Annotated in this window: 25 protein-coding genes; 13 read left to right on the top strand and 12 right to left on the bottom strand. The window is 60.0% G+C overall.

The features are described from left to right. Positions 1–125: 125 nt before the first annotated feature. Entirely contained in the window at positions 126–461 is a 336-nt protein-coding gene (locus HDC30_RS02650; protein ID WP_096796386.1) for a hypothetical protein, read from the top strand. Positions 462–583: 122 nt separating this feature from the next. Here the strand turns inward: HDC30_RS02650 and ppnN are convergent, their stop codons facing one another. Next, positions 584–1,957 (bottom strand): nucleotide 5'-monophosphate nucleosidase PpnN, encoded by a 1,374-nt coding sequence (ppnN, locus tag HDC30_RS02645; RefSeq protein ID WP_096796387.1) that lies wholly within the window; start codon positions 1,955–1,957, stop codon positions 584–586. A gap of 223 nt (positions 1,958–2,180) precedes the next feature. Here ppnN and HDC30_RS02640 point away from each other — a divergent pair, with 223 nt between their 5' ends. After that, entirely contained in the window at positions 2,181–2,708 is a 528-nt protein-coding gene (locus HDC30_RS02640; RefSeq protein WP_183780538.1) for a DUF3087 domain-containing protein, read from the top strand. On the opposite strand, the gene HDC30_RS02635 is transcribed toward HDC30_RS02640, so the two are convergent. Continuing rightward, positions 2,705–3,091 carry a DUF2784 domain-containing protein gene (locus HDC30_RS02635; protein ID WP_027612976.1) on the bottom strand — a complete coding sequence of 129 codons (387 nt, stop codon included), beginning with the start codon at positions 3,089–3,091 and terminating at the stop codon, positions 2,705–2,707. The genes HDC30_RS02640 and HDC30_RS02635 overlap by 4 nt on opposite strands. A 152-nt stretch (positions 3,092–3,243) precedes the next feature. On the opposite strand from HDC30_RS02635, the gene HDC30_RS02630 reads away from it, so the two are divergent. The 3 genes from HDC30_RS02630 to HDC30_RS02620 all read left to right on the top strand — a co-directional run bounded on the left by HDC30_RS02630 (position 3,244) and on the right by HDC30_RS02620 (position 4,459). Continuing rightward, positions 3,244–3,942 carry an AzlC family ABC transporter permease gene (locus tag HDC30_RS02630; protein WP_183780536.1) on the top strand — a complete coding sequence of 233 codons (699 nt, stop codon included), beginning with the start codon at positions 3,244–3,246 and terminating at the stop codon, positions 3,940–3,942. Continuing rightward, positions 3,942–4,253, top strand: coding sequence for an AzlD domain-containing protein (locus HDC30_RS02625; RefSeq protein ID WP_179353313.1), 312 nt, complete (start codon positions 3,942–3,944; stop codon positions 4,251–4,253). The genes HDC30_RS02630 and HDC30_RS02625 overlap by 1 nt, the downstream gene beginning before the upstream one ends. 62 nt (positions 4,254–4,315) lie before the next feature. After that, positions 4,316–4,459: a hypothetical protein gene (locus tag HDC30_RS02620; protein ID WP_166497409.1), complete on the top strand. Its 144-nt coding sequence runs from the start codon at positions 4,316–4,318 to the stop codon at positions 4,457–4,459. A gap of 43 nt (positions 4,460–4,502) precedes the next feature. Here the strand turns inward: HDC30_RS02620 and HDC30_RS02615 are convergent, their stop codons facing one another. From HDC30_RS02615 to HDC30_RS02600, 4 genes are all read right to left on the bottom strand, one after another. Further along, positions 4,503–4,775 (bottom strand): hypothetical protein, encoded by a 273-nt coding sequence (locus tag HDC30_RS02615; RefSeq protein ID WP_095136479.1) that lies wholly within the window; start codon positions 4,773–4,775, stop codon positions 4,503–4,505. A 256-nt stretch (positions 4,776–5,031) separates the two neighbouring features. Beyond that, positions 5,032–5,712: an SOS response-associated peptidase gene (locus HDC30_RS02610; protein ID WP_097090315.1), complete on the bottom strand. Its 681-nt coding sequence runs from the start codon at positions 5,710–5,712 to the stop codon at positions 5,032–5,034. Positions 5,713–5,760: 48 nt separating this feature from the next. Continuing rightward, the gene (locus HDC30_RS02605) at positions 5,761–6,606 is read right to left on the bottom strand and encodes an ABC transporter permease (protein ID WP_115989524.1); all 846 of its coding nucleotides are present in this window, start codon (positions 6,604–6,606) and stop codon (positions 5,761–5,763) included. Between the two features lie 60 nt (positions 6,607–6,666). Continuing rightward, entirely contained in the window at positions 6,667–7,653 is a 987-nt protein-coding gene (locus tag HDC30_RS02600) for an aliphatic sulfonate ABC transporter substrate-binding protein (protein WP_183780533.1), read from the bottom strand. 292 nt (positions 7,654–7,945) lie between these two features. Between HDC30_RS02600 and HDC30_RS02595 the strand changes: the two genes are divergently transcribed. The 3 genes from HDC30_RS02595 to HDC30_RS02585 all read left to right on the top strand — a co-directional run bounded on the left by HDC30_RS02595 (position 7,946) and on the right by HDC30_RS02585 (position 10,276). Next, positions 7,946–8,893, top strand: a complete 948-nt coding sequence (locus HDC30_RS02595; protein ID WP_183780531.1) for an ABC transporter substrate-binding protein — start codon at positions 7,946–7,948, stop codon at positions 8,891–8,893. Between the two features lie 131 nt (positions 8,894–9,024). Next, positions 9,025–9,924: a polysaccharide deacetylase family protein gene (locus HDC30_RS02590; RefSeq protein ID WP_183780529.1), complete on the top strand. Its 900-nt coding sequence runs from the start codon at positions 9,025–9,027 to the stop codon at positions 9,922–9,924. Between the two features lie 109 nt (positions 9,925–10,033). Beyond that, positions 10,034–10,276: a DUF1652 domain-containing protein gene (locus HDC30_RS02585; RefSeq protein ID WP_003225919.1), complete on the top strand. Its 243-nt coding sequence runs from the start codon at positions 10,034–10,036 to the stop codon at positions 10,274–10,276. 4 nt (positions 10,277–10,280) lie between these two features. Here the strand turns inward: HDC30_RS02585 and HDC30_RS02580 are convergent, their stop codons facing one another. Next, entirely contained in the window at positions 10,281–10,643 is a 363-nt protein-coding gene (locus HDC30_RS02580; RefSeq protein WP_096796396.1) for an NUDIX hydrolase, read from the bottom strand. Positions 10,644–10,865: 222 nt separating this feature from the next. Here HDC30_RS02580 and HDC30_RS02575 point away from each other — a divergent pair, with 222 nt between their 5' ends. Then, positions 10,866–11,063, top strand: coding sequence for a DUF2188 domain-containing protein (locus HDC30_RS02575; RefSeq protein ID WP_096796397.1), 198 nt, complete (start codon positions 10,866–10,868; stop codon positions 11,061–11,063). Positions 11,064–11,125: 62 nt separating this feature from the next. Here the strand turns inward: HDC30_RS02575 and HDC30_RS02570 are convergent, their stop codons facing one another. Beyond that, the gene (locus tag HDC30_RS02570) at positions 11,126–11,365 is read right to left on the bottom strand and encodes a hypothetical protein (RefSeq protein WP_027612987.1); all 240 of its coding nucleotides are present in this window, start codon (positions 11,363–11,365) and stop codon (positions 11,126–11,128) included. A 186-nt stretch (positions 11,366–11,551) separates the two neighbouring features. Between HDC30_RS02570 and HDC30_RS02565 the strand changes: the two genes are divergently transcribed. Next, positions 11,552–11,887 (top strand): hypothetical protein, encoded by a 336-nt coding sequence (locus HDC30_RS02565; protein ID WP_003225912.1) that lies wholly within the window; start codon positions 11,552–11,554, stop codon positions 11,885–11,887. A 183-nt stretch (positions 11,888–12,070) separates the two neighbouring features. Continuing rightward, positions 12,071–12,676: a DUF6338 family protein gene (locus tag HDC30_RS02560; RefSeq protein ID WP_183780526.1), complete on the top strand. Its 606-nt coding sequence runs from the start codon at positions 12,071–12,073 to the stop codon at positions 12,674–12,676. Between the two features lie 140 nt (positions 12,677–12,816). On the opposite strand, the gene HDC30_RS02555 is transcribed toward HDC30_RS02560, so the two are convergent. Next, positions 12,817–13,701: a LysR substrate-binding domain-containing protein gene (locus tag HDC30_RS02555; protein ID WP_183780524.1), complete on the bottom strand. Its 885-nt coding sequence runs from the start codon at positions 13,699–13,701 to the stop codon at positions 12,817–12,819. A gap of 159 nt (positions 13,702–13,860) precedes the next feature. Between HDC30_RS02555 and HDC30_RS02550 the strand changes: the two genes are divergently transcribed. Then, positions 13,861–16,887, top strand: a complete 3,027-nt coding sequence (locus tag HDC30_RS02550) for an FAD-binding and (Fe-S)-binding domain-containing protein (protein WP_183781320.1) — start codon at positions 13,861–13,863, stop codon at positions 16,885–16,887. On the opposite strand, the gene HDC30_RS02545 is transcribed toward HDC30_RS02550, so the two are convergent. Both HDC30_RS02545 and HDC30_RS02540 read right to left on the bottom strand, forming a co-directional pair. After that, positions 16,820–17,509, bottom strand: coding sequence for a paraquat-inducible protein A (locus HDC30_RS02545; protein ID WP_027612991.1), 690 nt, complete (start codon positions 17,507–17,509; stop codon positions 16,820–16,822). The two genes, HDC30_RS02550 and HDC30_RS02545, sit on opposite strands and share 68 nt — an antisense overlap. Continuing rightward, positions 17,506–18,102: a paraquat-inducible protein A gene (locus tag HDC30_RS02540; protein ID WP_003225887.1), complete on the bottom strand. Its 597-nt coding sequence runs from the start codon at positions 18,100–18,102 to the stop codon at positions 17,506–17,508. The genes HDC30_RS02545 and HDC30_RS02540 overlap by 4 nt, the downstream gene beginning before the upstream one ends. Before the next feature lie 182 nt (positions 18,103–18,284). On the opposite strand from HDC30_RS02540, the gene HDC30_RS02535 reads away from it, so the two are divergent. Then, on the top strand, positions 18,285–19,454 hold the full coding sequence (locus HDC30_RS02535) for a DUF1624 domain-containing protein (protein WP_183780521.1): 1,170 nt from the start codon (positions 18,285–18,287) through the stop codon (positions 19,452–19,454). Between the two features lie 3 nt (positions 19,455–19,457). On the opposite strand, the gene HDC30_RS02530 is transcribed toward HDC30_RS02535, so the two are convergent. Further along, positions 19,458–20,354 (bottom strand): LysR family transcriptional regulator, encoded by an 897-nt coding sequence (locus tag HDC30_RS02530; protein ID WP_183780518.1) that lies wholly within the window; start codon positions 20,352–20,354, stop codon positions 19,458–19,460. Positions 20,355–20,456 lie beyond the last annotated feature (102 nt).

The raw sequence follows: 20,456 nt of genomic DNA, 5'->3' as shown, positions 1-20,456 counted from the left end.
TGCCGTTGGTCGGAATAAAGGCCCCGCCTGTAATTTCTGACAGTTGTGGACCTCCGGCGGCAGGGTCCTAATGGCTACGCAGCGATACCTTCGCGTGCTCAACCTGTTTTTAGAGGAATAAAGAAATGGCTAAGAATCTTGAACAACTTGTAATCAAAGAAGCTGTAGGCGGCATCGTAAAAATGACCGATGTCCCTGAGGGTGCTACTGCACAGATCCCGCCGGGTTTTTTGGCGGAGAGTGATCACATTCCATTTTTCGTTCAGGTTATTTTAGATGGCACGTGGATCGGTGAAAGATTTTCCGGTACCACTCCTTATTCGGAGACTATCGAGATAAAAGTACCTCGCGAAGACTTGCTAGAACATGCAGGCCCGCAGGGCGCTAAGTTTGCCTATGTGGTGAATTTGGGCGGAAATGAAGTGGACGCACCTTTTACGGAGTACAAAATTATTCATTAGGTTAGAGGTCTGTCGGGAAAATCCATTGGCATCCGGCGTTTAGGGCGCCGCATGTCAATGGAAGTCTTGCTTTGATCGCTGGCAAGACAGCTCCCAAGGTTTTGGGTGTGCCTGAACGTGTGTTACGCCACCACCCTATAGCACGGCACATACGCCGCGCCGCCCGGCAGTTTCATCCGGTGCTGGGCGACGAAGGCTTTGAGCAGCGAATCGAGCGGTTGCATGATCGCCGCGTCACCACGGATCTGGTACGGCCCGTGCTCTTCGATCAAGCGGATGCCCTTGTCCTTGACGTTGCCGGCGACAATCCCGGAGAACGCGCGGCGCAGGTTGGCCGCCAGTTCGTGGGGCGGCTGGTCGCGGTGCAGCTTGAGGTTGGCCATGTTCTCGTGGGTCGGATCGAACGGACGCTGGAAGCTTTCGTCGATCTTCAGCAGCCAGTTGAAGTGGAACGCGTCGTTGCGCTCGCGGCGGAACTGCTTCACCGCTTTGAGGCCGGCGGTCATCTGCCGCGCGACTTCGGCCGGGTCGTCGATGATGATCTCGTAGTGCTGCTTCGCCGCATCGCCGAGGGTGGCGGTGACGAACGCGTCGAGTTGCTCCAGATACGGCGCGGCATGTTTCGGCCCGGTCAGGATCACCGGGAACGGCAGGCCGGCATTGTCCGGGTGCATCAGGATGCCCAGCAGGTACAGGAACTCTTCGGCGGTGCCGGCGCCGCCCGGGAAGATGATGATGCCGTGGCCGACACGCACGAAGGCTTCAAGACGTTTTTCGATATCCGGCAGGATCACCAGCTCATTGACGATCGGGTTCGGCGCTTCGGCGGCGATGATGCCCGGCTCGGTCAAGCCGAGGTAGCGCCCACCGTGGATGCGCTGTTTAGCGTGGGCGATGGTCGCGCCCTTCATCGGGCCTTTCATCACGCCGGGGCCGCAACCGGTGCAGATGTCGAGGCTGCGCAGGCCCAGTTCGTGGCCGACCTTCTTGGTGTATTTGTATTCTTCGGTATTGATCGAATGACCGCCCCAGCACACGACGATTTTCGGTTCCACACCCGGACGCAAGGTGCGCGCGTTGCGCAGCAGGTGGAACACGTAGTCGCTGATGCCTTGCGAGGTGCTGAGGTCGATGCGTTGGCTGTCGAGTTCGTTTTCGGTGTAGACGATGTCACGCAGGGCGCTGAACAGCATCTCGCGGGTGCTGGCGATCATTTCGCCGTCGACGAACGCGTCGGCCGGGGCGTTCAGCAGTTCGAGGCGCACGCCGCGATCCTGCTGGTGAATGCGGATTTCAAAGTCCTTGTAGGCTTCGAGGATGGTCTTGGCATTGTCGACATGCGCGCCGGTGTTGAGGATGGCCAGGGCGCACTGGCGGAAGAGGGTGTAGGTGCTGCCGGAGCCGGCTTCGCTCAGTTGCTGAACTTCACGTTGAGAAAGGGTTTCCAGGCTGCCTTTCGGGCTGACCGAGGCGTTGATTACGTGTCGTTGGGTCATGCAATGATCCTTAAAACGATGTCATTCCAGTGGCAGGCAAATGGCATCCGAATAGTGTGTATCCATGAATGAAGATGGCAAGATCTGCGCTGTACCGCCATGTCCCCGTTGGACGCTGAAAAGTTGAAAAGGGCCCCCAGCATAGCTAAATCCCCGAGAGAGGCGATAATGCGCAGCGAGTTTTTTCCATTGCCCTTTTTATCGCTCAAGGAAGTCATGCCTGATGTTTGAGATCCAGCCGATGGACCCAGCAACGTTTCGCCAGCAGACGCGCCGCAGCACGTTGATCATTGCCGTGCTGTTCCTGGTGCTGGCGATGGTGCTTTCGACGGCGGCGGTAGCGCTGTTCGGCGAGCCTGGCGGGGATAACCTGCGGTTCAATGTCGGCGGGGTGTTCGTCGCGTTTCTGCTGACGGCGGCGCTGCTGCGCGGGCAGTTCTGGCAGCAGCCGTGGATGGCACCGGCGGTCTACAGCTGGCGGCTCAAACGCAGTCTGATGAGCGTGACCAACGTGATGCATCAGGTGACCGCTGCGGTGGAACAGAACGATCCGACCGCGATGAAGGTGCTGCGCTTCTATCATCTGGGGCTGACCCAGATGCACGAACTGGACGGTAACTCCAGCGATCATGCGCAGTTGCACCGGGAAGTCGAAGCGCACAAAGAGCGGATGCAGGCGTTGGGCCTAGAGATCGACCAGAAGCGCCTGGATCCAGCCTGGCTGGAAACCTTGAAACCCGCCGCGCGTTAAAACGGAATACGGCTGGCGCGGCGCAGTTTCCACGCACGGGCCAGACGCCCGTAGACCAGCAGGTTGATCACCAGCACCACGCTGCCCAGCGCCAACTGGATCTGCGGCGTCAGACCTGCGGGGTAGATGATCGGCCAGATGTAGTGCTCGATGAAGCCGCCGGCGTATTCGGTCTGCCCGGCGGCGTGGCGCATCAGGTTTTCCCAGTAGGTCAACGGACAGGTCAGGTGCAACACCTCGACCGCCACGCCCCATGCAGCGGCCGGCAGATGCAGCCACATCAGGCGTGGCCACTTGAGCACCAGCAGCCCGCCGAACAGCACAAACAGAATGAATGACAGATGGAACAGCACCAGCCCGTCGGCTGCGATTCGGTACAGCATGTCGTCTCCCTGACGTGGTTGTGAAGGCCTCCATGGTACGCCGACAGCGACGCTGGGGCGCTGCGATTTAGCGCAAGTGCGCAAGATTGTTCAAGCCACGAAGGGGCACTTGCTGGCAGAGTCTGCGACCGTTTCCTCGGTTGAAGAGCGTTATGTCTGACTCACTTATGCCGCGCCGTGCGTTTCTTCGCGGCGCTGCGGCGATCATGCCGTTATCACTGGCGACGGCGCCGTGGGGGCTGCTGGCCGGCTCCATGGCGATCGAAGCCAATCTCACGCCGTTACAGGGGCAGGGCCTGTCGAGCATCGTGTTTGCAGGGGCCGCGCAACTGGTGGCGATCGGTATGCTCAAGGGGGGTGCCGGGATTTTCTCGATCCTGCTGACCACGCTGTTGCTGACCTCGCAGCATTTGTTGTACGGGATGAGCATGCGCTCAGTGATTTCGCCGCTGCCCGGGCGCTGGCGCATCGGCCTGGGCTTTTTGCTCACCGATGAGCTGTTCGCCCTGACCAGTCAGCATGACCGTCAGCAGTTCAACCGCTGGTACGCCTTGGGCGTCGGCCTGACGTTCTATATCGCCTGGAACCTGTTCACCCTGGCCGGCATCGTGCTGGGCAGCAGCATTCCCGGGCTTGAGCACTTGGGGCTGGATTTCTCGATTGCCGCCACTTTCATCGCATTGATCACCCCGGTGGTGCGTAACGTGCCGACCGTGGTGTGTGTGGCGGTGTCGCTGTTCTGCTCGGTGCTGTTCAGTTATTGGCAGTGGGGCTCGGCATTGGTGTTGTCGGGCCTGGCTGGGATGACCGCAGGATTTGTCTGCAACAAGTTGTATCGGGGGCGTGCATGATGGTCTGGGCAGTGATTTTCGGCATGGGGATTCTGGTGTTCCTCAACCGTTACGTGTTTCTCGAACCGCGCCTGCCGCTGCGCTTGAGCAGCAACGCACGGCAATTTCTCGGGTTTGCCGTACCGGGAATGCTCACAGCGATCTGCGGGCCGATCGTGTTCATGCCGGACAAACAGTTGAATTTGCAGTGGGATAATCCGTATTTGCTGAGTTCGCTCGTAGCGATCGGGCTGGTGCTGTACACCCGCAATACCTTGCTCAGCATGCTCTTGAGCATGGTGTTTTTCTTTTTGTTGCGCTGGTGGCTGTAAGTTGGAGGGAAAAAACTGTTCTACGCTTGTTGGATGACTAGTTGCGACAAAGCGAGGTGCACATGACGACCGAGCAACAGCGTGCGGATGAAGATGAAGAAGTAGACGAGCCCAGCGAAGAAGAAATCGAGCGTGAGAAACGCAAGGAACAGACGTGGAAGCACGACGATGGCAAGGAGCTCACCGGGCCTGACGTGAAACTCTGAGAGCCATCTGCAAGAAGCCCCGCAATAGCGGGGCTGCTTTTTTTCAGAGGTCTTCCAGGTGCGGGAAGTCCGGGTGTGAAGCCCGATAGCCCAGGGTCTTGTCGAGCCACGCATTGAGCTCGTTGACCATCACCGGTGGGTGCCCGGGATAGCTCTGGAGGGTCGTGCGCAAGACGCGTTCGATGTCCGGCACTGAACGCAGGTTTCGGGTCTTGATGTAGTGGCCGATAAAACAGTCGAGTTGAAAGCGTTCTGTCATGGACAGATAAATACACTCCAGGCCGTTGGCCTGTTTGATTGCAAAATCGTCGCGCAACTTAGTTCTCTGCAAGGCTTGTTAAAGTTGTAGGGGATTCCTGGTTTTGCTGACTCTTTGGTCAACTGGTATGCCAAATGGAAATGCGGCGCGCATGCTATCCGTAGTGCATGTAAATGTATGTATGACGGTTGAAATGTCAGACAGGCGGTTGGTTCGCTCAAACGACTGTTTTTCTCGGGCTGTCTCAACAATGAAACACCAGCTGTAAAGATCTTGCGTCAACTACAAGGTAGACGCGTGAGAACGTGGATCTTTAAGCCACTTCTTCAATCAGCCCTGCACCCTGATTGCGTGAATTGCCGACTGCCTTGCCGACTTTGTGCCAGGCGAAGGCATCACTGGGTTCGCCTTCAAACAGGAGCATCTGTTCGGCGCGTTCAACAGGCGTGGCGCTGTCGAGCCACTCGGCAGCCATGTCGGCGCGAAAGACCACGGGTCTTCGATCATGAATATCGAGCAGGCCGCCGACGCTGTCGGCGGTGATGATCACGAATCCATCGTCGTCCCGACCATCGCTGCCGGGTGTCGGAAACTGTCCGATGGCCGCACAGAAAACCGGCCCTTGATCGGCACGACGGATCAGCCACGGCTGTCGGGTTTTATCCGGGCCGTCGACCCATTCGAACCAGTTGTCGACCGGCACGATCAGCCGATGACGCCAGATCGCCCGGAAGAACGGCCCATGGGCGACTTTCTCCACGCGCGCGTTGATTGGCGCCGCGCGGTCTTTGGCCCAGTGCGGGCGCCAGCCCCAGCGCAGGTTGTCGGCATACAGGCGTTGATCATGTTGATGGAGCACCGCGAGTGACGTGGTCGGCGCCGCGTTGTAGCGCTCCAGCGCAGCGTCGCCGACGTGATTGATCAGCGCATCGGGAATGCTAAGCACCGCGACGAAGTCGTGAATGCCGCGGTACTGCGAGAGTCTTCCGCACATGCGCCGAATCTCTGGGTGGACGCTTTCAGCATAGTTGGCTCTGGCCAATCAATCCTGCGCCTCCTGACCGGTGAAGGTGTCGCGCCACATCAGCCAGCGGCGTTCCAGCACTGCGAGCAAACCGTCGCTGAGTTTGCCGAGCAAGGCGAGCACGATAATCGCCGCCAGCACGATGTCCGGGCGCGAGGTTTCGCGGCCGTCGCTGAGCAGATAACCGAGGCCCTTGGTCGCGGCGATCAGCTCGGCGGCCACCAGAAACATCCACGCCAGACTCATGCCGCTGCGCAGTCCGGTGAACAGGCCGGGCAGAGCGGCGGGCAGCAGAATCCGCCGCACCAGTTGCCAGCGGCTGAAGCCATAGATGCGCCCGACCTCGACCAGTTTGCGATCGATGTTGCGAATCGCCGCGACCACGTTGACGTACACCGGAAAGAACGCGCCGATGGCGATCAGCACGATCTTCGAGGTTTCATCGATGCCCAGCCACAGCAGCAACAGCGGCACCCAGGCCAGACTCGGAATCGAACGCAGCGCGGCGAACGTCGGTTCCAGATACGCCTCGGCCTCACGGCTCAGGCCGACCCAGGCGGCGAACACCAGCGCAAGGCTGGCGCCAATTGCAAAACCGAGCAACACCCGCAACAGGCTGGCGCTGATGTGTTTCCACAGGGCGCCTTCGGCGAGGTCGGTGAGGGTCAGGGCGATCTCGCTGGGCGCCGGCATTTGATAGGACGGAAGCCAGCCGAGACGCACGATGAACTCCAGGGCGACCACGATCAGCAGCGGCAGGGCCAGACCTTTCAGGCGCCGGCGCCATGTCGGGTTGAGAGATGAAGGACGCGGCCTCGGCAAGCTGCGAGGCGGCGCGGGCAGTTCGTTACTGCGAGTGCTCATACGTGGGCTCCGCTCACAGCGAATCCGCGCCGGGCGCGGATGGGCTGTGAGTCTGGTCGATTACTGGCGGGCGACGGCTTGCTGCACTCCGCTGTCGAGCAACTGATCGATGACTTGATCGACATTCACTCCACGCCGCACCAGTTCCTCGGAGACCAGAATCGGTGCCGCAGCTTTCGACGCTTGCACATCGTTGGCGGTCAGTTGCGGACTGCTCAGGTCGGTGCGCGACAACTGCAGTTTGGCCACGTCCAGCGGCAGACCGGATTTCTTGGCAAGCAGCGCGGCGAACTCGTCGGGATTTTTCAGCGCCCAGTCCCGCGCCTGCTCGTAGGCTTTGATCACGGTGTCGATGGTTTGCGGATGCTCCTTGGCGTACTGCTCGGTGACGCTGACCACGCCGTAGCTGTTGAACGCCGGGTTGCGATACAGCAGACGCGAACCGGCCTGCACCTGGCTGGCGGCCATGTGCGGATCGAGTCCGGCCCAGGCGTCGACATCGCCTTTTTCCAGCGCGGTGCGCCCGTCCGGATGTTGCAGGTGCACCAGTTCCACGTCGTCTTTCTTCAGCCCGGCCTGTTGCAGGCTGCGCAGGGTGAACAGGTACGGATCGGTGCCTTTGGTGGCAGCGATTTTCTTGCCCTTGAGGTCGGCGACGCTCTGGTAGGGCGAACCCTTGCGTACCACCAATGCGGTCCATTCGGCGCGGCTGTAGACGTAGACCGACTTGATCGGGCTACCGTTGGCCCGGCTCAGCACAGCGGCAAGGCTGGCGCTGGAGGCGAAATCGACGCCACCGCTGTTCAGGTATTCCAGTGAACGGTTACTGCCCTGGCTCAGCACCCAACTGATTTTGGACTGTGGCAGGGCCTTTTCGAGAAAACCGAAATGTTTGAGCACCAGACTCACGGGTGAGTAGTAAGCGTAATCCAGATGGACTTCCGCAGGCGGCGCTTCGGCGGCTTCGGCCAGCGGTTGCAGGCTCAATGCCATGGCGCTGGCGACCAGCAGCGTTTTGAGGCGGGTAAACGGTAAGAACGATGTCATGGGGCGCTCCGGCAAAGGCACTGGTTGTTATGTCCAAAAATATATTTTTATCGGCTGCGTCCTGCATGAATGGAATATTGCAGGCTCTGTGCCATGTGTGTTTCGACCCATGTTTACGGGGTTTTCCCCGGTTTTAGCGCCTTTCAACTGTTGCTTGGGAAACATTGTGGCAAGGCACTGTTGCGCAGCGGACAGTGAGCATCCCGGGCGATGAGCTTATGCATTAATCGAATTTAAAATAGGTTTATCAACAGCGTTATGGTCTATGCAAAATCCCGTCGCAGGACCTCCCATGAAGCTCTCTCGTTTGCTCCGCAGCACACTGATGACCGCGTTATTCACCGCACCGCTTGCCCACGCCGCCGAGCCGTTGGTCCTGCATGTCGGTGACCAGAACTACTACAACATCCGCGCTTCGGTCGAAGCTTCCGGCGTGTTGAAAGACGCGCCTTACAGCGTCGACTGGAAGCACTTCCAGGCCGCCGCGCCACTGGCCGAGGCGTTGCAGACCGGCTCGCTGGATCTGGGCTTTCTTGGCGATTCGGGTTTTCTGTTTCTCGCCGCCAAACAGGCGCCGGTGAAACTGATCGGTGTGTCGCGGCAGAACCCGGACACTATCGCCTTGCTGGTGCCGAAAGATTCGCCGGTGAAAACCATCGCGGATCTGAAGGGCAAGAAAGTCGCCTACTGGCCCGGCGCCTGGAGCCAGCAACTGACCTTGCGCGCCTTGGAGCAGGGCGGTCTGCCGGAAAACTACGTCGACTTCGTCAAATTGATGCCGATTGATGCGGCAGCGGCATTGCCACAGGGCAGCATCGACGCGTTCCCGGTGTGGGAACCGTACATCTCCCAGCAAATCGTGTTCTCCGGTGCGCGGCCGATTCTCACCGCGAAAAACCTGATGCCAGGCCTCAGCGCGATTGCCGCGTCAGCGCCGTCGATCAACAGCAAGCGTGCCGCGATTGCCGATTTTCTCGGGCGTTTGAAACAGGCGCGGGCCTGGGTCGACAGCCACACCGACGAATACGCGGACCTGTGGGCGAAGAAAGCCAATCTCGATCAGCAGGTTTCACGGCACTGGTTGCGTCAGGCGCACATGACTGTCGGGCCGGTGGATCAGCAGGCGGCGGTCGACCTGCAAGGCACCGCGGACTTCCTGTTCAAGGTCAAGGCACTGCCGGCGCCGCTGGCCACCGCCGGGGTCATCGATACCTCGTTTCAACAGGCTCTGGCTGACTGAGCGAGCGCCGGAACCAAAGCCTGTGTAACCTATCCAAACCTGGCTCGCGGAGCCGGGCGCAGGGATGGATCAGGGCGAGGGAGTTTTGCCAGTCGACAACAGGGCCGCAACGGCCAGGCGCAAGGCAAAACATGAAATACGCGTTCAATCTTCTCTGTGCAGCGGCCATCGCGCTTGGGCTGGCCGGCTGCATTGCCGCGCCGATCGAAATGACCGCGCAAACCGAAACCCGGCTCAAGGCCCAGGCGCCGGTGCGCTTTTTGCTGACCTTCGATGATGGCCCCAGCGCCTCGAGTTTCTGGAATCCGTCGGCGACAGTGCTCGACAGCCTCAAGGTCAACCCGGTGCAACCGGACATCAAAGCGGTGTTCTTCGTCCAGACCCGCGCGCCTCGCGCCGGTAACAGTGACATTGGTCGCGGCATCATGCGGCGCGAGCACGCCGAAGGGCACATCCTCGGATTCCACACCGCCACCCATTGGCACACCAACCATCGCTCGCTCGATCCGCAAGAACTGGAGCAGTCGTTGCGCAACGGCACGGCGGATATCGCCGCGATCACCGGAGCAGCACCGATCCTGCTGCGTCCGCCATTCTGGAATTACGACAAGCGCACCTTCGTCGCGTATCGCCAGCATGGCTTGCACGTGTTGTTGACCGATTTGAGCGCCAATGACGGCAAGATCTGGGGCTTCAACGCCAGTCCCCGACGTCGGGCGAATATGCTGCGCCAGCTATCGGAAGTCCGCGAGCGCATTGCCCTCGGCGAATTTCCGACCGTAGACGGGGTGATTCCGGTAGTGGTGACCTTTCATGACCTCAACCGCTACACCGCGCGGCATACCCGCGAATACCTGCAAATCCTGCTCGACAGCGCCGCCGCCACTGGCGTGAAACTGGCGGACAAACCGTTCTACGATGATCACGCGGCGCTGCAGAAAGCGGCGCTGGCGCGCACGGTTCAGCAGAGTTCGCAGCCGGTGCAGTTGCCGGGGATGTGGAACTGGATCTGGGATCATGACGCGCACTGAGGCTGGGCGAAAAATGTGATCGGGTTGGCACTTGCTTGGGCGGCAGATTATTGATCGCTCATCTATGCTGAATCGGTCGACCGACTCATCGCCTGCGAGGCGTGCGCCCATGTTAGCCATTGCCGACATCTGCCGGATTGTCGAATCCGGCTTTCCGTCGCTTGAATGCGAATGCACACAAGTGGAGCAGGGACTGTTGCGGATCAAGGTGTATGAGCCTGACTCCGGGCGAGTCGAGTTGTTGCTCAATGGCGTCTCACCGGAACACTTGGTGACGATCCGTGATATTTCCAATTTCATCGGCGAATTGCGTACGGAAATGAGCGCCGGGCGCCGGGCATTCGCCGGCTGATGCCTTACAAGCGCCGCTGAAACGCCTGCACGATGCGTAACGTCGCCTCGCTGGTGGGTAGATTCTGCACCGCGTCCAGCGGATGCCAGATGCATTCGGTGATCTCGTTTTGCGGGCGCAACTGCTCAAGATCGAGCACCGACGCCTCGTAGACATGATGCTGGGTGCTGCCGCTGTGCAGTTCCATCAGATACAACATCTGCTCGGCATCCAGTGCTGTTTCTTCCTGCAGCTCGCGCGTCGCCGCCCCGGCTTTGGTTTCCCCAGGCTCGACCTTGCCGCCGGGCAATGTCCAGCGGCAGCGGGGTTTGCGCACCAGGAGAACGTGTCGATCCTGCTCGCAAATAACGGTGGCGCGTACTTTCATCTGTTACCTGTTTACTGCGTGTCACATAAATGAAATAAAACTGCAATATTCGAGCCGGGCCCGGATTCAAATGTTCCCTCGGGGTTTTGAGTGTTTGGCCTGGCGGAAAGTGCCAGAGCCTTGGCGCATCGCGATGGCGACACCCGGTCGGCACAACTGCGGCATCCGGGTGTAAGTTAAAAAGGCAGAGCTGAATCCACCGTCGGCAAAAAGGAGGTACCCATGAGCATTCCGGTCTTGAACAAAATGCACATGAACGGCTACGACGTACTCAGCGTGAACAACGGCCCGTGGCGGGTTTGTACTCAAGGCGATCGGCTTGCGTCGTTCGGTAGCAGAGAGGAGGCGCTGGCCTATGCCGCTGCGTTGCCGGGTTACAGAAAACGCTCGGTGCGAGCGCGAAGTCACACTGCAAGTTGAAGCAAATGTAACGAAAGAGCCCCGGTGATTGCCGGGGCTTTTGTTGGGGGCAGGGGGTGGTATCAGTGGACTTTGGTCCGGCTGATGGAGCGCGTCTTCACTTCCCTGGCATACAGCTGCAGGCGTTCTTCATCACTTTGCAGCACCTCGCAGGACCTGAGTACCGCCTGGGCATCCGCTTCATTGCCGCTCTTGCGCAGCTGTTCGGCGATGCGTTTGAGGTCGACCGCCGACCATCTCAGATCCGATGCAACGGCTTGCAGGTCGCGCTGAAGTTCGTGTTCGTATTCATTGAGCCGCATGATCACCTCCGGAACATTCTCGGTAGAACAGAGTAGTCGCATTTTTCTTCGATGATGCGCAGCTCGTCTGCCACCGGGCCGCATGCATGTAAATATTTGTCCAATCTCCCTTGTGGGCGACGTGCCGCGCTGGATGTACACCCGGTTACACGTTACATTCGCGTTTTTTCAGATCAGGGAAACACCATGCGGATATGGATCGGGAGTTTGGCGTTGGCATTGCTGGCGGGTTGCTCATTGCCAGCATCGCTGGTGCCGGGCGAGCCAAATCTCAGCAAAACCACCACCAAAGCGCCTAAAGACTATGCCGCGTGCCTGTTGCCGTTGTGGCAGCAGGACATTCCGAAGACCACGCAGACGTCCATTTCCAACGGCTACCGGATCAAGGCACCGAGCCTCGTCACCGCCGACGAGATTCTCGACATCATCAAATACAAGGACGGCAGCCGCGTTTCCCTGTATCAGGGACCGCCATGGGCCAAGTCCGGGTCGTTGCGCAAATCGGTGCGTGACTGCCTGTAAAGCCCAGCCTCCGCTGCAAAAGCCAGCCCCACAAAAAGCAGAAACCGGATCAATGGTTTCTGCTTTTTTTGCTTTGCGAAATGCGCTGTGACAGATCGGCACGAGGCGTATCCCCAGTGTGCGCTAGGCTTTTGAGTGCCGCCCGGTAACCGGAGGGGCATGCCTTTCAAGGAGCCACGGATCATGGATGATCTGGTCAAAGAAGTTATTCCGTTGTTGCAGTATCTGATTCCCGGATTTGTCTCGACCTGGATTTTTTACACGCTCACCGCGTTCAAACGGCCTGATACGTTTGGGCAGATTGTGCAGGCGTTGATCTTTACGTTTGTGATTCATGGGGCTGTATTGGGGATAGGTGCAATCTGTCTATGGGTGGGGACGAAGGGATTTTCTGTAGGAATATGGGATGGCAAGGCGCAGACAATATGGGCGTTCTTTGTGTCAGTGACGCTCGGATTTCTTTCCTGCAATCTCGCTTCAAATGACAAGTTGCATGCTTGGTTACGGTTTCGAAATGTAACCAGAAAAACGTCATTTCCCAGCCAGTGGTACAGCACCTTTGCACGCCACGATCGGCTCATTACGCTGCATTTGAACGACGAAAGGCGCCTGTTTGGCTGGCCTTGTGAATGGCCTGCCGAACCTGCGAATGGACAGTTTGTGATGCAGAGCCCGAAATGGTTGGGTGACGATGGCGTTGCCAAGCCTTTTGACGCCGACCTGTTGGTGATAGATTCGTCGAAAGTTCAGTGGGTTGAATTCACCACCATAAAAGAGAGCCAGCCATGACCGCCGAAGCACCGAGACCCATGCCGCCAGATGTGGCACGCTACCTTGGCTCGAACGACAGGAACTCGCCGCAAACTGCCCGTGGTCCTAGCGCTCCACCACCTCCCAAGCGGTGAACGTTGCTCGGGCGAGACGATCTGTCATAACGATCGTACCAGCCAATCCCTGAACGCTTTCAGTGACGGCAACGCCTCATTACGCGGCGGATACACCAGGTAGTAGCTGCGGCGGCTGGTGATCGGCTCCCCCAGTTGCTGCAGCTCGCCGTTAAGCAATTCATCCTCCACCAGAATCCGTGGCACCAGCCCCACACCAATATTCGCCCGGACCGCCTGAATCAGGTGCGAGGTCATTTCAAAGCTCGGCCCGATGCGCATGCTGCGGTGTGGCAAACCATGATGTGTGAACCATTCCGCCCAGGCCTGGGCGTTGCTGCTGACATTGAGCAGTAACTGCCCGGCGATGTGCTGCTCGGCGTCGGCGCGTTCGGCCGGCGACAACTGCGCACTGGCAATCACCACCAGCTCTTCAGTGTGCAGGGGCAGGGCGCTCAGCCCCGGCCAGTCCCCCGCACCGACACAGATTGCCGCATCGATTTCGCTGGTGTCGAAGTCGATCGCTTCGATGCGCGAATGCAAGTGCACGGTCATGCCGGGGTGTGCGGTGTAGAAGTCCTTGAGTCGCGGCAGCAGCCATTTCGAGCCGAAGGTCGGCAGCGTCGCCAGACGCAAACTGTGAATGCCGGAACCGAACGCCATGGCCTGCAACGTCGCGCTGCGGATCTGCCCGAGGGCTTCGGCCAGTTCGCGCTGATACATGCGCCCGACATCGGTCAGCACCACTTGCCGGCCCTCGCGACTGAACAGGCGCATGCCGAGCATCTTTTCCAGAATCTGCACCTGACGGCTGACCGCGCTTTGCGTCAGCGACAGTTCGTGGGCGGCGCGGGTGTAGCTTTCATGGCGTGCGGCAGCCTCGAAGGCCAGCAATAACGACATGGAAGGGGTGAGGGTTCGCGGATTCATTCGTTTTAGTCATGGATTGCGGGTCGATTTTACGTTTGTCCCGATAGCGCCAAGCAATGAACATAAGCGCCATGAGATGGCGGGAGCGTGACGCAATCATTCATTGCGCACAACTGTTCACCGCCACACGGCCCGATTTTGACCGAGATTTCCCGACCGATGATTGCCCAGCTGTCGCCCGCCACTGCATTGACCGCCGATTACCAGAAGTTCCTCAAAGCCCTGAAAGCCAGTGGTTTTCGTGGCGAGATCAGTGCCGATTACGCCAGTCGCGTGGTGCTCGCCACCGACAATTCGATCTATCAGCGTCTGCCGCAAGCGGCAGTGTTTCCGAAGGATGCCGAGGATGTGGCGCGAGTCGCACGGCTGATCGCCGAACCGGCTTATCAGCAAGTGGTGATCACTCCGCGCGGCGGCGGCACCGGCACCAACGGTCAGTCGCTGACTGACGGCATCGTCGTCGACCTGTCGCGGCACATGAACCGCATTCTGGAAATCAACGTCGAAGAGCGCTGGGTGCGGGTGCAGGCCGGGGTGGTCAAGGATCAGCTCAACGCCGCGCTGAAATCAGCCGGGCTGTTTTTCGCCCCGGAGCTGTCGACCTCCAACCGCGCCACCGTCGGCGGCATGATCAACACCGACGCCAGCGGCCAGGGCAGTTGCACCTACGGCAAGACCCGCGACCATGTGCTGGAACTCGACATGGTGCTGCGTGGCGGCGAACGCCTGCACGGCGCAGCGCTTGCGGAAGACGAACTGACAGCGCTGTGCGCCCGTGAAGATCGCGTCGGTGAAGTCTACCGCTGTGCACGGCAGATCATTGATGAGCAGGGCGAGCTGATCAAACAGCGCTTCCCCGATCTCAACCGCTGCCTGACCGGCTACGACCTGGCGCACCTGCGCGAGGCCGACAACCGCTTCAACCTCAACAGCGTGTTGTGCGGCGCCGAGGGCTCACTCGGCTTTGTGGTCGAGGCGAAGCTCAACGTTTTGCCGATCCCCAAACACACGATGCTGGTGAATATTCGCTACGCCGGGTTCATGGATGCGTTGCGCGATGCCCGGGCGCTGATGGCGCTCAAGCCGCTATCGATTGAAACCGTGGATTCCAAGGTGTTGCTGCTGGCGATGCAGGACATCGTCTGGCACGGCGTCGCCGAGTACTTCCCGGAAAGTGCCGAGCGGCCGACGCTGGGGATCAACCTGGTGGAATTCTGCGGCGACGATCCAGAGGATCTGCAACGCCGGGTCGAAGCCTTCCTCGAACATCTGAGCAGCGACGCAACAGTTGAACGCTTGGGGCATACGCTGGCCGTCGGCCAAGCGGCGGTGAACAAGGTCTATGGCATGCGCAAGCGTGCGGTGGGCTTGCTGGGCAACGTTGCCGGCGAAGCGCGGCCGCAGCCGTTTGTCGAAGACACCGCAGTGCCGCCGCAGCACCTGGCCGAGTACATCGCCGAACTGCGCGAACTGCTCGACAGCCACGGTTTGCAGTACGGCATGTTCGGCCACGTCGATGCCGGTGTGTTGCACGTACGGCCGATTCTCGACATGAAGGATCCGCAGCAAGCGGCGCTGGTGCGTCCGGTGTCCGACGGTGTCGCCGCGCTCACCCAACGCTACGGCGGCCTGTTGTGGGGCGAACATGGTAAGGGTCTGCGCTCGGAATACGCGCCGGCGTTTTTCGGTGAGCTGTATCCGGCGTTGCAGGCACTGAAAGCTGCGTTTGACCCGTTCAATCAGTTCAACCCGGGCAAGATCGCCACCCCGGCCAATACCGGTGCGGCGTTGCTGAAAATCGACGAAGTGACCCTGCGCGGCGAACTCGATCGGCAGATCGATGAAAAAGTCTGGCAAAGCTACGGTGCGGCCATGCATTGCAACGGCAACGGCGCCTGCTACAACTTCGATCCCGACGACGCCATGTGCCCATCGTGGAAAGCCACCCGCGAGCGTGCGCAATCGCCCAAGGGTCGCGCATCGCTGATCCGCGAATGGCTGCGTTTGCAGGGCGAGGCAGGGGTGGATGTGCTGTCGGAGGCGATCCGTCGTCCGGCATTTTTCCGCAACCTGTGGACACGCTGGCGCAACAGCCGCGCGCAGGATGCAGACTTTTCCCATGAGGTGTATGACGCCATGGCCGGTTGCCTGGCGTGCAAATCCTGCGCGGGACAGTGCCCGGTCAAGGTCAACGTGCCGGAATTCCGTTCGCGTTTCCTTGAGCTGTATCACAGCCGTTATCTGCGCCCGGCGCGGGATTATCTGATTGCCTCGCTGGAGTACAGCATTCCGTACATGGCGCGGATTCCGGCGCTGTACAACGGTTTGATGGGCGCAACCTTTGTGCGCAAACAGTTGGAGCGTCTTGGCGGCATGGTCGATGTGCCGTTGCTCAGTCGCTTTGATTTCCACGCTGCGCTGCGCCGTTGGAAGGTGCAGCCGGCGACGGTTTCCACGCTGTCGGCGCTGACCCCGGCCCAGCGCGAACGCAGCGTGGTGCTGGTGCAGGACGCCTTCACTCGTTACTTCGAGGCGCCGCTGCTGGCGGATCTGCTGGAGTTTATTTCACGACTTGGCTATCAGGTGTATCTGGCACCCTTCAGTGCCAACGGCAAGCCGCTGCATGTGCAGGGCTTCCACTCGGCGTTCAACCGCGCGGCGTTGCGCAATGCCCGGCAACTGCGCGAGCTGGCGGACGTTGGCGTACCGCTGCTGGGGCTGGATCCGGCGATGACGCTGGTCTATCGCCAGGAATACCTGAAAGTGCCCGGCATGGACCACTGCCCGGAAGTCGCGCTGGTGCAGGAATGGTTGCTCAAGGTGATGCCGGAGCAGGCCGCTGCCGACGCGGCCCGGTCATTCCGTCTGCTGGCACACTGCACCGAGAAAACCAACGCGCCGGCCGCCACTCGCCAGTGGGAACAAGTGTTCGGGCGAGTCGGGCTGAAACTGGCGACGCAGGCCACCGGCTGCTGCGGCATGTCCGGCACCTACGGCCATGAAGCGCGCAACCGCGAAACCTCGGCGGTGATCTACGAGCAATCGTGGGCGCGGCAGGTCGAAGCCCCGGCGGATCAGGGCGAAGCACTGGCCACCGGCTATTCGTGCCGCAGTCAGGTCAAGCGCCAGTCGGATCGGGCGCTGCGCCATCCGTTGCAGGTGCTGCTTGAGGTGGTGCGTCGCTGAGCGGTTCGTCGTCCGGGGCATTGTCCCATATCAGCCGTGGGTCGAAACTCATCGCCGAGAGCATGGTGAACACCACCACCATGCCGAAAAACAGGATGCCCGGGCGTGGTTCGATATCGCCCAGCGCCTGGAACTTCACCAGCGCCGCGACCAGTGCGACCACCAGCACGTCGAGCATCGACCAGTAGCCGATCAGCTCGACGAAACGGTACAGCTTCGAACGCTCACGGCGCGCCCAGTCGCTGCCCCGCTGCACGGTGATCAGCAGCAGCGACAGGGCGACGAATTTGATCCCCGGCACCGCGATGCTGGCGATGAAAATGATCAGCGCGATGTCCCATGCGCCGCCCTCCCAGAACTCCAGCACGCCGCTCATGATCGTGCTGTCGGCGCCGTTGCCGAGCATCACCGTGTTCATCACCGGCAGTAGATTGGCCGGCACGTAAAACGCCAGCGCGGCAAACAGATAGGCCCAGGTACGGGTGAGGGAATTGGTCTTGCGCCGATGCAGCGGTGCATCGCAGCGCGGGCACTCGTGCGGCTCGTCGGTCATGTCACAAGCCAGCCCACAGCTGTGGCACAGGCACAGATTCAGTTCGCTGGCGGTCGCGGGTCGCTTCATAGAATGTCCCACAGATCACGAATGTCGCGGCCGGCAATGCGGATCATCATCAGGCTCAGCACCGCCAGGGCGAACAGGCCGATACCCGGCAGCACATCGAGCAGCCCGGCCAGTTTGAATACCGCCACCATCGCCCCCAGCAGACACACTTCGAGCATGCTCCACGGACGCAGGGTTTCCAGCCAGCGCATGCACAGCTTGAAGCCCGGTGCCCGGCGCGATGACAAGGCGAAACTCAGCACCCAGATCAACAGCACCAGTTGAAACGCCGGGGCGATGATGATCGAAATCGCCGCGACCATCGCCATGAAGGTGATCGGCCCCTGACTCAGCGCCAGTACCGAATCCCACAGCGTCGCGCTGTTCTTCAGGCCCTTCATGCTGATGCTCATCACCGGATAGAAATTGGCGAACAGCCACAGCATCGCCGCAGTGAAACTCAGGGCCAGCCGCTGCTCGACGGTCAAGCCGTTGTAGCGCTGCAGCACGCCGCCGCACCGCACGCAGAGGGTTTTCTGGTGTTTGCCGAGCACGACCTTTTCGTACACGCAGTCGCAATGCTCGCAGATGATCAGGTGTTCGGTTGAGGTCATGGGCAACGCTCGACAGCAGGCGCAAAGCGCAGGGGGCGCCTGATCACTATAGAAGCCTGACGTGATTGGGCAAATGTCGTTTGGGTTGGGAATCGACATTTTAATGTTATAGAGTAACGTGAATTTTTGGCGGGGCGTGCGGTTGCGATCCCCTGATTCATTTGCTCGTTGGCGAAATCTCCATGACGATTGTGTGTACCCGTTCCAACCCGCTGCCGACCGGCCGCTTGCTGTCCATTGATGCGTTACGAGGTCTGGTGATCCTGTTCATGCTGCTGGATCACGTACGCGAGACGTTCCTGTTGCATCGTCAGGTGTCCGACCCGATGGACATCGCCAACACCGAGCCGGCGTTGTTTTTCAGTCGCACGTTGGCGCATCTGTGCGCACCGGTGTTCGTGTTGCTGACCGGATTGTCTGCGTGGCTGTTCGGCGAGAAGTACGCGGGCAAGGCCGATGTCAGTGCCTTCCTGTTCAAGCGTGGGCTGTTTCTGGTGGTGCTGGAATTCACGTTGGTGAATTTTGCATGGACGTTTCAGTTGCCGCCGAGCGTGATCTATCTGCAGGTGATCTGGGCGATTGGCTTGAGCATGATCGCGTTGTCGCTGCTGGTCTGGTTGCCGCGCTGGCTGTTGCTGACGCTGAGTCTGGCGATTATTGCCGGGCATAACCTGCTGGACGGGCTGCATTTCGCGCTGGAGTCGGCACTGCATGTGCCATGGGCGATCCTGCATGATCGGGGCTGGATCGAGGTCGGTGACAGTCTGCGCTTGCGCACTTCGTATCCGCTGTTGCCGTGGATCGGCGTGATCGGTCTGGGTTATGCGCTGGGCCCGTGGTTTGCCCGTGCGGCCGACGCCGGAGTTCGTCAGCAGTGCCTGTTGCTGGCTGGTATCGCCGGACTGCTGGGTTTCGTCGGGCTGCGGTTGCTCAACGGATACGGCGAAAAGCCTTGGGCGGTTGAAGACACGACCGTGCAAACGCTGATGGCGTTTTTCAACATCACCAAGTACCCGCCATCGCTGCTGTTCATCACCCTGACGGTGAGCATCGGATTGCTGTTGTTGCTGGTGTTCGAACGGCTGCAGACGCGCCGCTGGATTCGCTGGCTGACGGTCTTCGGTTCGGCACCGATGTTCTTTTATCTGTTGCATCTGTACATGCTGAAGGTGCTGTACCTGATGGCGCTGGCGCTGTTCGGACTGAATCAGGGCAGCCATTTCGGATTCGACTCGGTACCGGCAATCTGGCTGGCATCCGTGCTGTTGGCGGTTGCGCTGTACCCGGCGGTGCGCTGGTTTTCCGCGCTGAAATCGCGGCGCCGCGATATTGCCTGGCTGAAATATCTGTAAGCCCTAGTGACCACTGCGCTCGCGCGCGAAGTCGATAAAAGCCTTGAGCGGCGCCGGTACGTGGCGCCTGCTCGGGTAGTACAGATGCAGGCCCGGATAGTAGGGGCACCAGTCGGCCAACAGCTGAACCAGACGCCCCGATGCCAAGTGTTCGCTGACCATGTCATCGAACACATACGCCAATCCCAGACCTTGCAGTGCAGGGCCGACCATCAAGCTGACGTCGCCCAGGGTCAGCGGGCCGTTGACCTCGATTTCCTGGGCAATGCCATCGCGTTCGAATTCCCAGCGATACAGGGCGCCACTGGGGTAGCGGTGGCGCAGGCACGGCAAGTCGTGCAGATCTTCGGGTTTTTGCGGCGCAGGATGGCGTTCGAGGAATGCCGGCGAAGCGACCACCACCGAACGCATCGCCGGGCCAATCGGCAGCGAGACCATGTCGGCCTGCAGTCGATCGCCAAAGCGCACGCCCGCATCAAATCCACCAGCGACGATATCGAGCAATGCTTCGCTTTCGACCACCTCCATGCGAATGTCCGGATACGACTGCAAGAACTCGCTGGCGATCGGCAGCAATACCAGTTCGCACGCCTGGCGTCCGCAGGTGATACGCAGGTTGCCGGCGGGTTTGTCGCGAAAATGGTTGAGGTCTTCCAGTGCGTCGTCAATGTCGCGGAAAGCCGGTTTCAGGCGCGCGTACAGGCGCTCACCGGCCTCGGTCAACGCCACGCTGCGGGTGGTGCGATTGAACAGACGCACACCGAGGCGATTCTCCAAAGCCTTTACCGAATGGCTCAGGGCTGACGGGGTGAGCCCGAGTTCGACGGCGGCCTTGCTGAAATTCAAGTGCTGCGCCGTACAGAGAAATACGCAAAGGTCTGCCGCTGAGGGTGATTTCATCTGTGAATCCCTTTCACAAAGTCATGCAAAATTGCTGGGATTATCGCATCAATCTAACGGCCTTAAAGTCGCAGCCTGGCAATTTCTTTAAAGGATGAATAC

Origin of the sequence: Pseudomonas sp. JAI115 (assembly GCF_014200835.1) — a bacterium.
GTDB lineage: Bacteria > Pseudomonadota > Gammaproteobacteria > Pseudomonadales > Pseudomonadaceae > Aquipseudomonas > Aquipseudomonas putida_A.
This window is presented reverse-complemented; position numbering and strand designations above follow the sequence as displayed.

Coding starts and splice junctions, on each gene's coding strand:
- HDC30_RS02650 (WP_096796386.1), top strand. CDS start 126: ATGGCTAAGAATCTTGAACAACTTGTAATCAAAGAAGCTGTAGGCGGC.
- ppnN (WP_096796387.1), bottom strand. CDS start 1,957: ATGACCCAACGACACGTAATCAACGCCTCGGTCAGCCCGAAAGGCAGC.
- HDC30_RS02640 (WP_183780538.1), top strand. CDS start 2,181: ATGTTTGAGATCCAGCCGATGGACCCAGCAACGTTTCGCCAGCAGACG.
- HDC30_RS02635 (WP_027612976.1), bottom strand. CDS start 3,091: ATGCTGTACCGAATCGCAGCCGACGGGCTGGTGCTGTTCCATCTGTCA.
- HDC30_RS02630 (WP_183780536.1), top strand. CDS start 3,244: ATGTCTGACTCACTTATGCCGCGCCGTGCGTTTCTTCGCGGCGCTGCG.
- HDC30_RS02625 (WP_179353313.1), top strand. CDS start 3,942: ATGGTCTGGGCAGTGATTTTCGGCATGGGGATTCTGGTGTTCCTCAAC.
- HDC30_RS02620 (WP_166497409.1), top strand. CDS start 4,316: ATGACGACCGAGCAACAGCGTGCGGATGAAGATGAAGAAGTAGACGAG.
- HDC30_RS02610 (WP_097090315.1), bottom strand. CDS start 5,712: ATGTGCGGAAGACTCTCGCAGTACCGCGGCATTCACGACTTCGTCGCG.
- HDC30_RS02605 (WP_115989524.1), bottom strand. CDS start 6,606: ATGAGCACTCGCAGTAACGAACTGCCCGCGCCGCCTCGCAGCTTGCCG.
- HDC30_RS02600 (WP_183780533.1), bottom strand. CDS start 7,653: ATGACATCGTTCTTACCGTTTACCCGCCTCAAAACGCTGCTGGTCGCC.
- HDC30_RS02595 (WP_183780531.1), top strand. CDS start 7,946: ATGAAGCTCTCTCGTTTGCTCCGCAGCACACTGATGACCGCGTTATTC.
- HDC30_RS02590 (WP_183780529.1), top strand. CDS start 9,025: ATGAAATACGCGTTCAATCTTCTCTGTGCAGCGGCCATCGCGCTTGGG.
- HDC30_RS02585 (WP_003225919.1), top strand. CDS start 10,034: ATGTTAGCCATTGCCGACATCTGCCGGATTGTCGAATCCGGCTTTCCG.
- HDC30_RS02580 (WP_096796396.1), bottom strand. CDS start 10,643: ATGAAAGTACGCGCCACCGTTATTTGCGAGCAGGATCGACACGTTCTC.
- HDC30_RS02575 (WP_096796397.1), top strand. CDS start 10,866: ATGAGCATTCCGGTCTTGAACAAAATGCACATGAACGGCTACGACGTA.
- HDC30_RS02570 (WP_027612987.1), bottom strand. CDS start 11,365: ATGCGGCTCAATGAATACGAACACGAACTTCAGCGCGACCTGCAAGCC.
- HDC30_RS02565 (WP_003225912.1), top strand. CDS start 11,552: ATGCGGATATGGATCGGGAGTTTGGCGTTGGCATTGCTGGCGGGTTGC.
- HDC30_RS02560 (WP_183780526.1), top strand. CDS start 12,071: ATGGATGATCTGGTCAAAGAAGTTATTCCGTTGTTGCAGTATCTGATT.
- HDC30_RS02555 (WP_183780524.1), bottom strand. CDS start 13,701: ATGAATCCGCGAACCCTCACCCCTTCCATGTCGTTATTGCTGGCCTTC.
- HDC30_RS02550 (WP_183781320.1), top strand. CDS start 13,861: ATGATTGCCCAGCTGTCGCCCGCCACTGCATTGACCGCCGATTACCAG.
- HDC30_RS02545 (WP_027612991.1), bottom strand. CDS start 17,509: ATGAAGCGACCCGCGACCGCCAGCGAACTGAATCTGTGCCTGTGCCAC.
- HDC30_RS02540 (WP_003225887.1), bottom strand. CDS start 18,102: ATGACCTCAACCGAACACCTGATCATCTGCGAGCATTGCGACTGCGTG.
- HDC30_RS02535 (WP_183780521.1), top strand. CDS start 18,285: ATGACGATTGTGTGTACCCGTTCCAACCCGCTGCCGACCGGCCGCTTG.
- HDC30_RS02530 (WP_183780518.1), bottom strand. CDS start 20,354: ATGAAATCACCCTCAGCGGCAGACCTTTGCGTATTTCTCTGTACGGCG.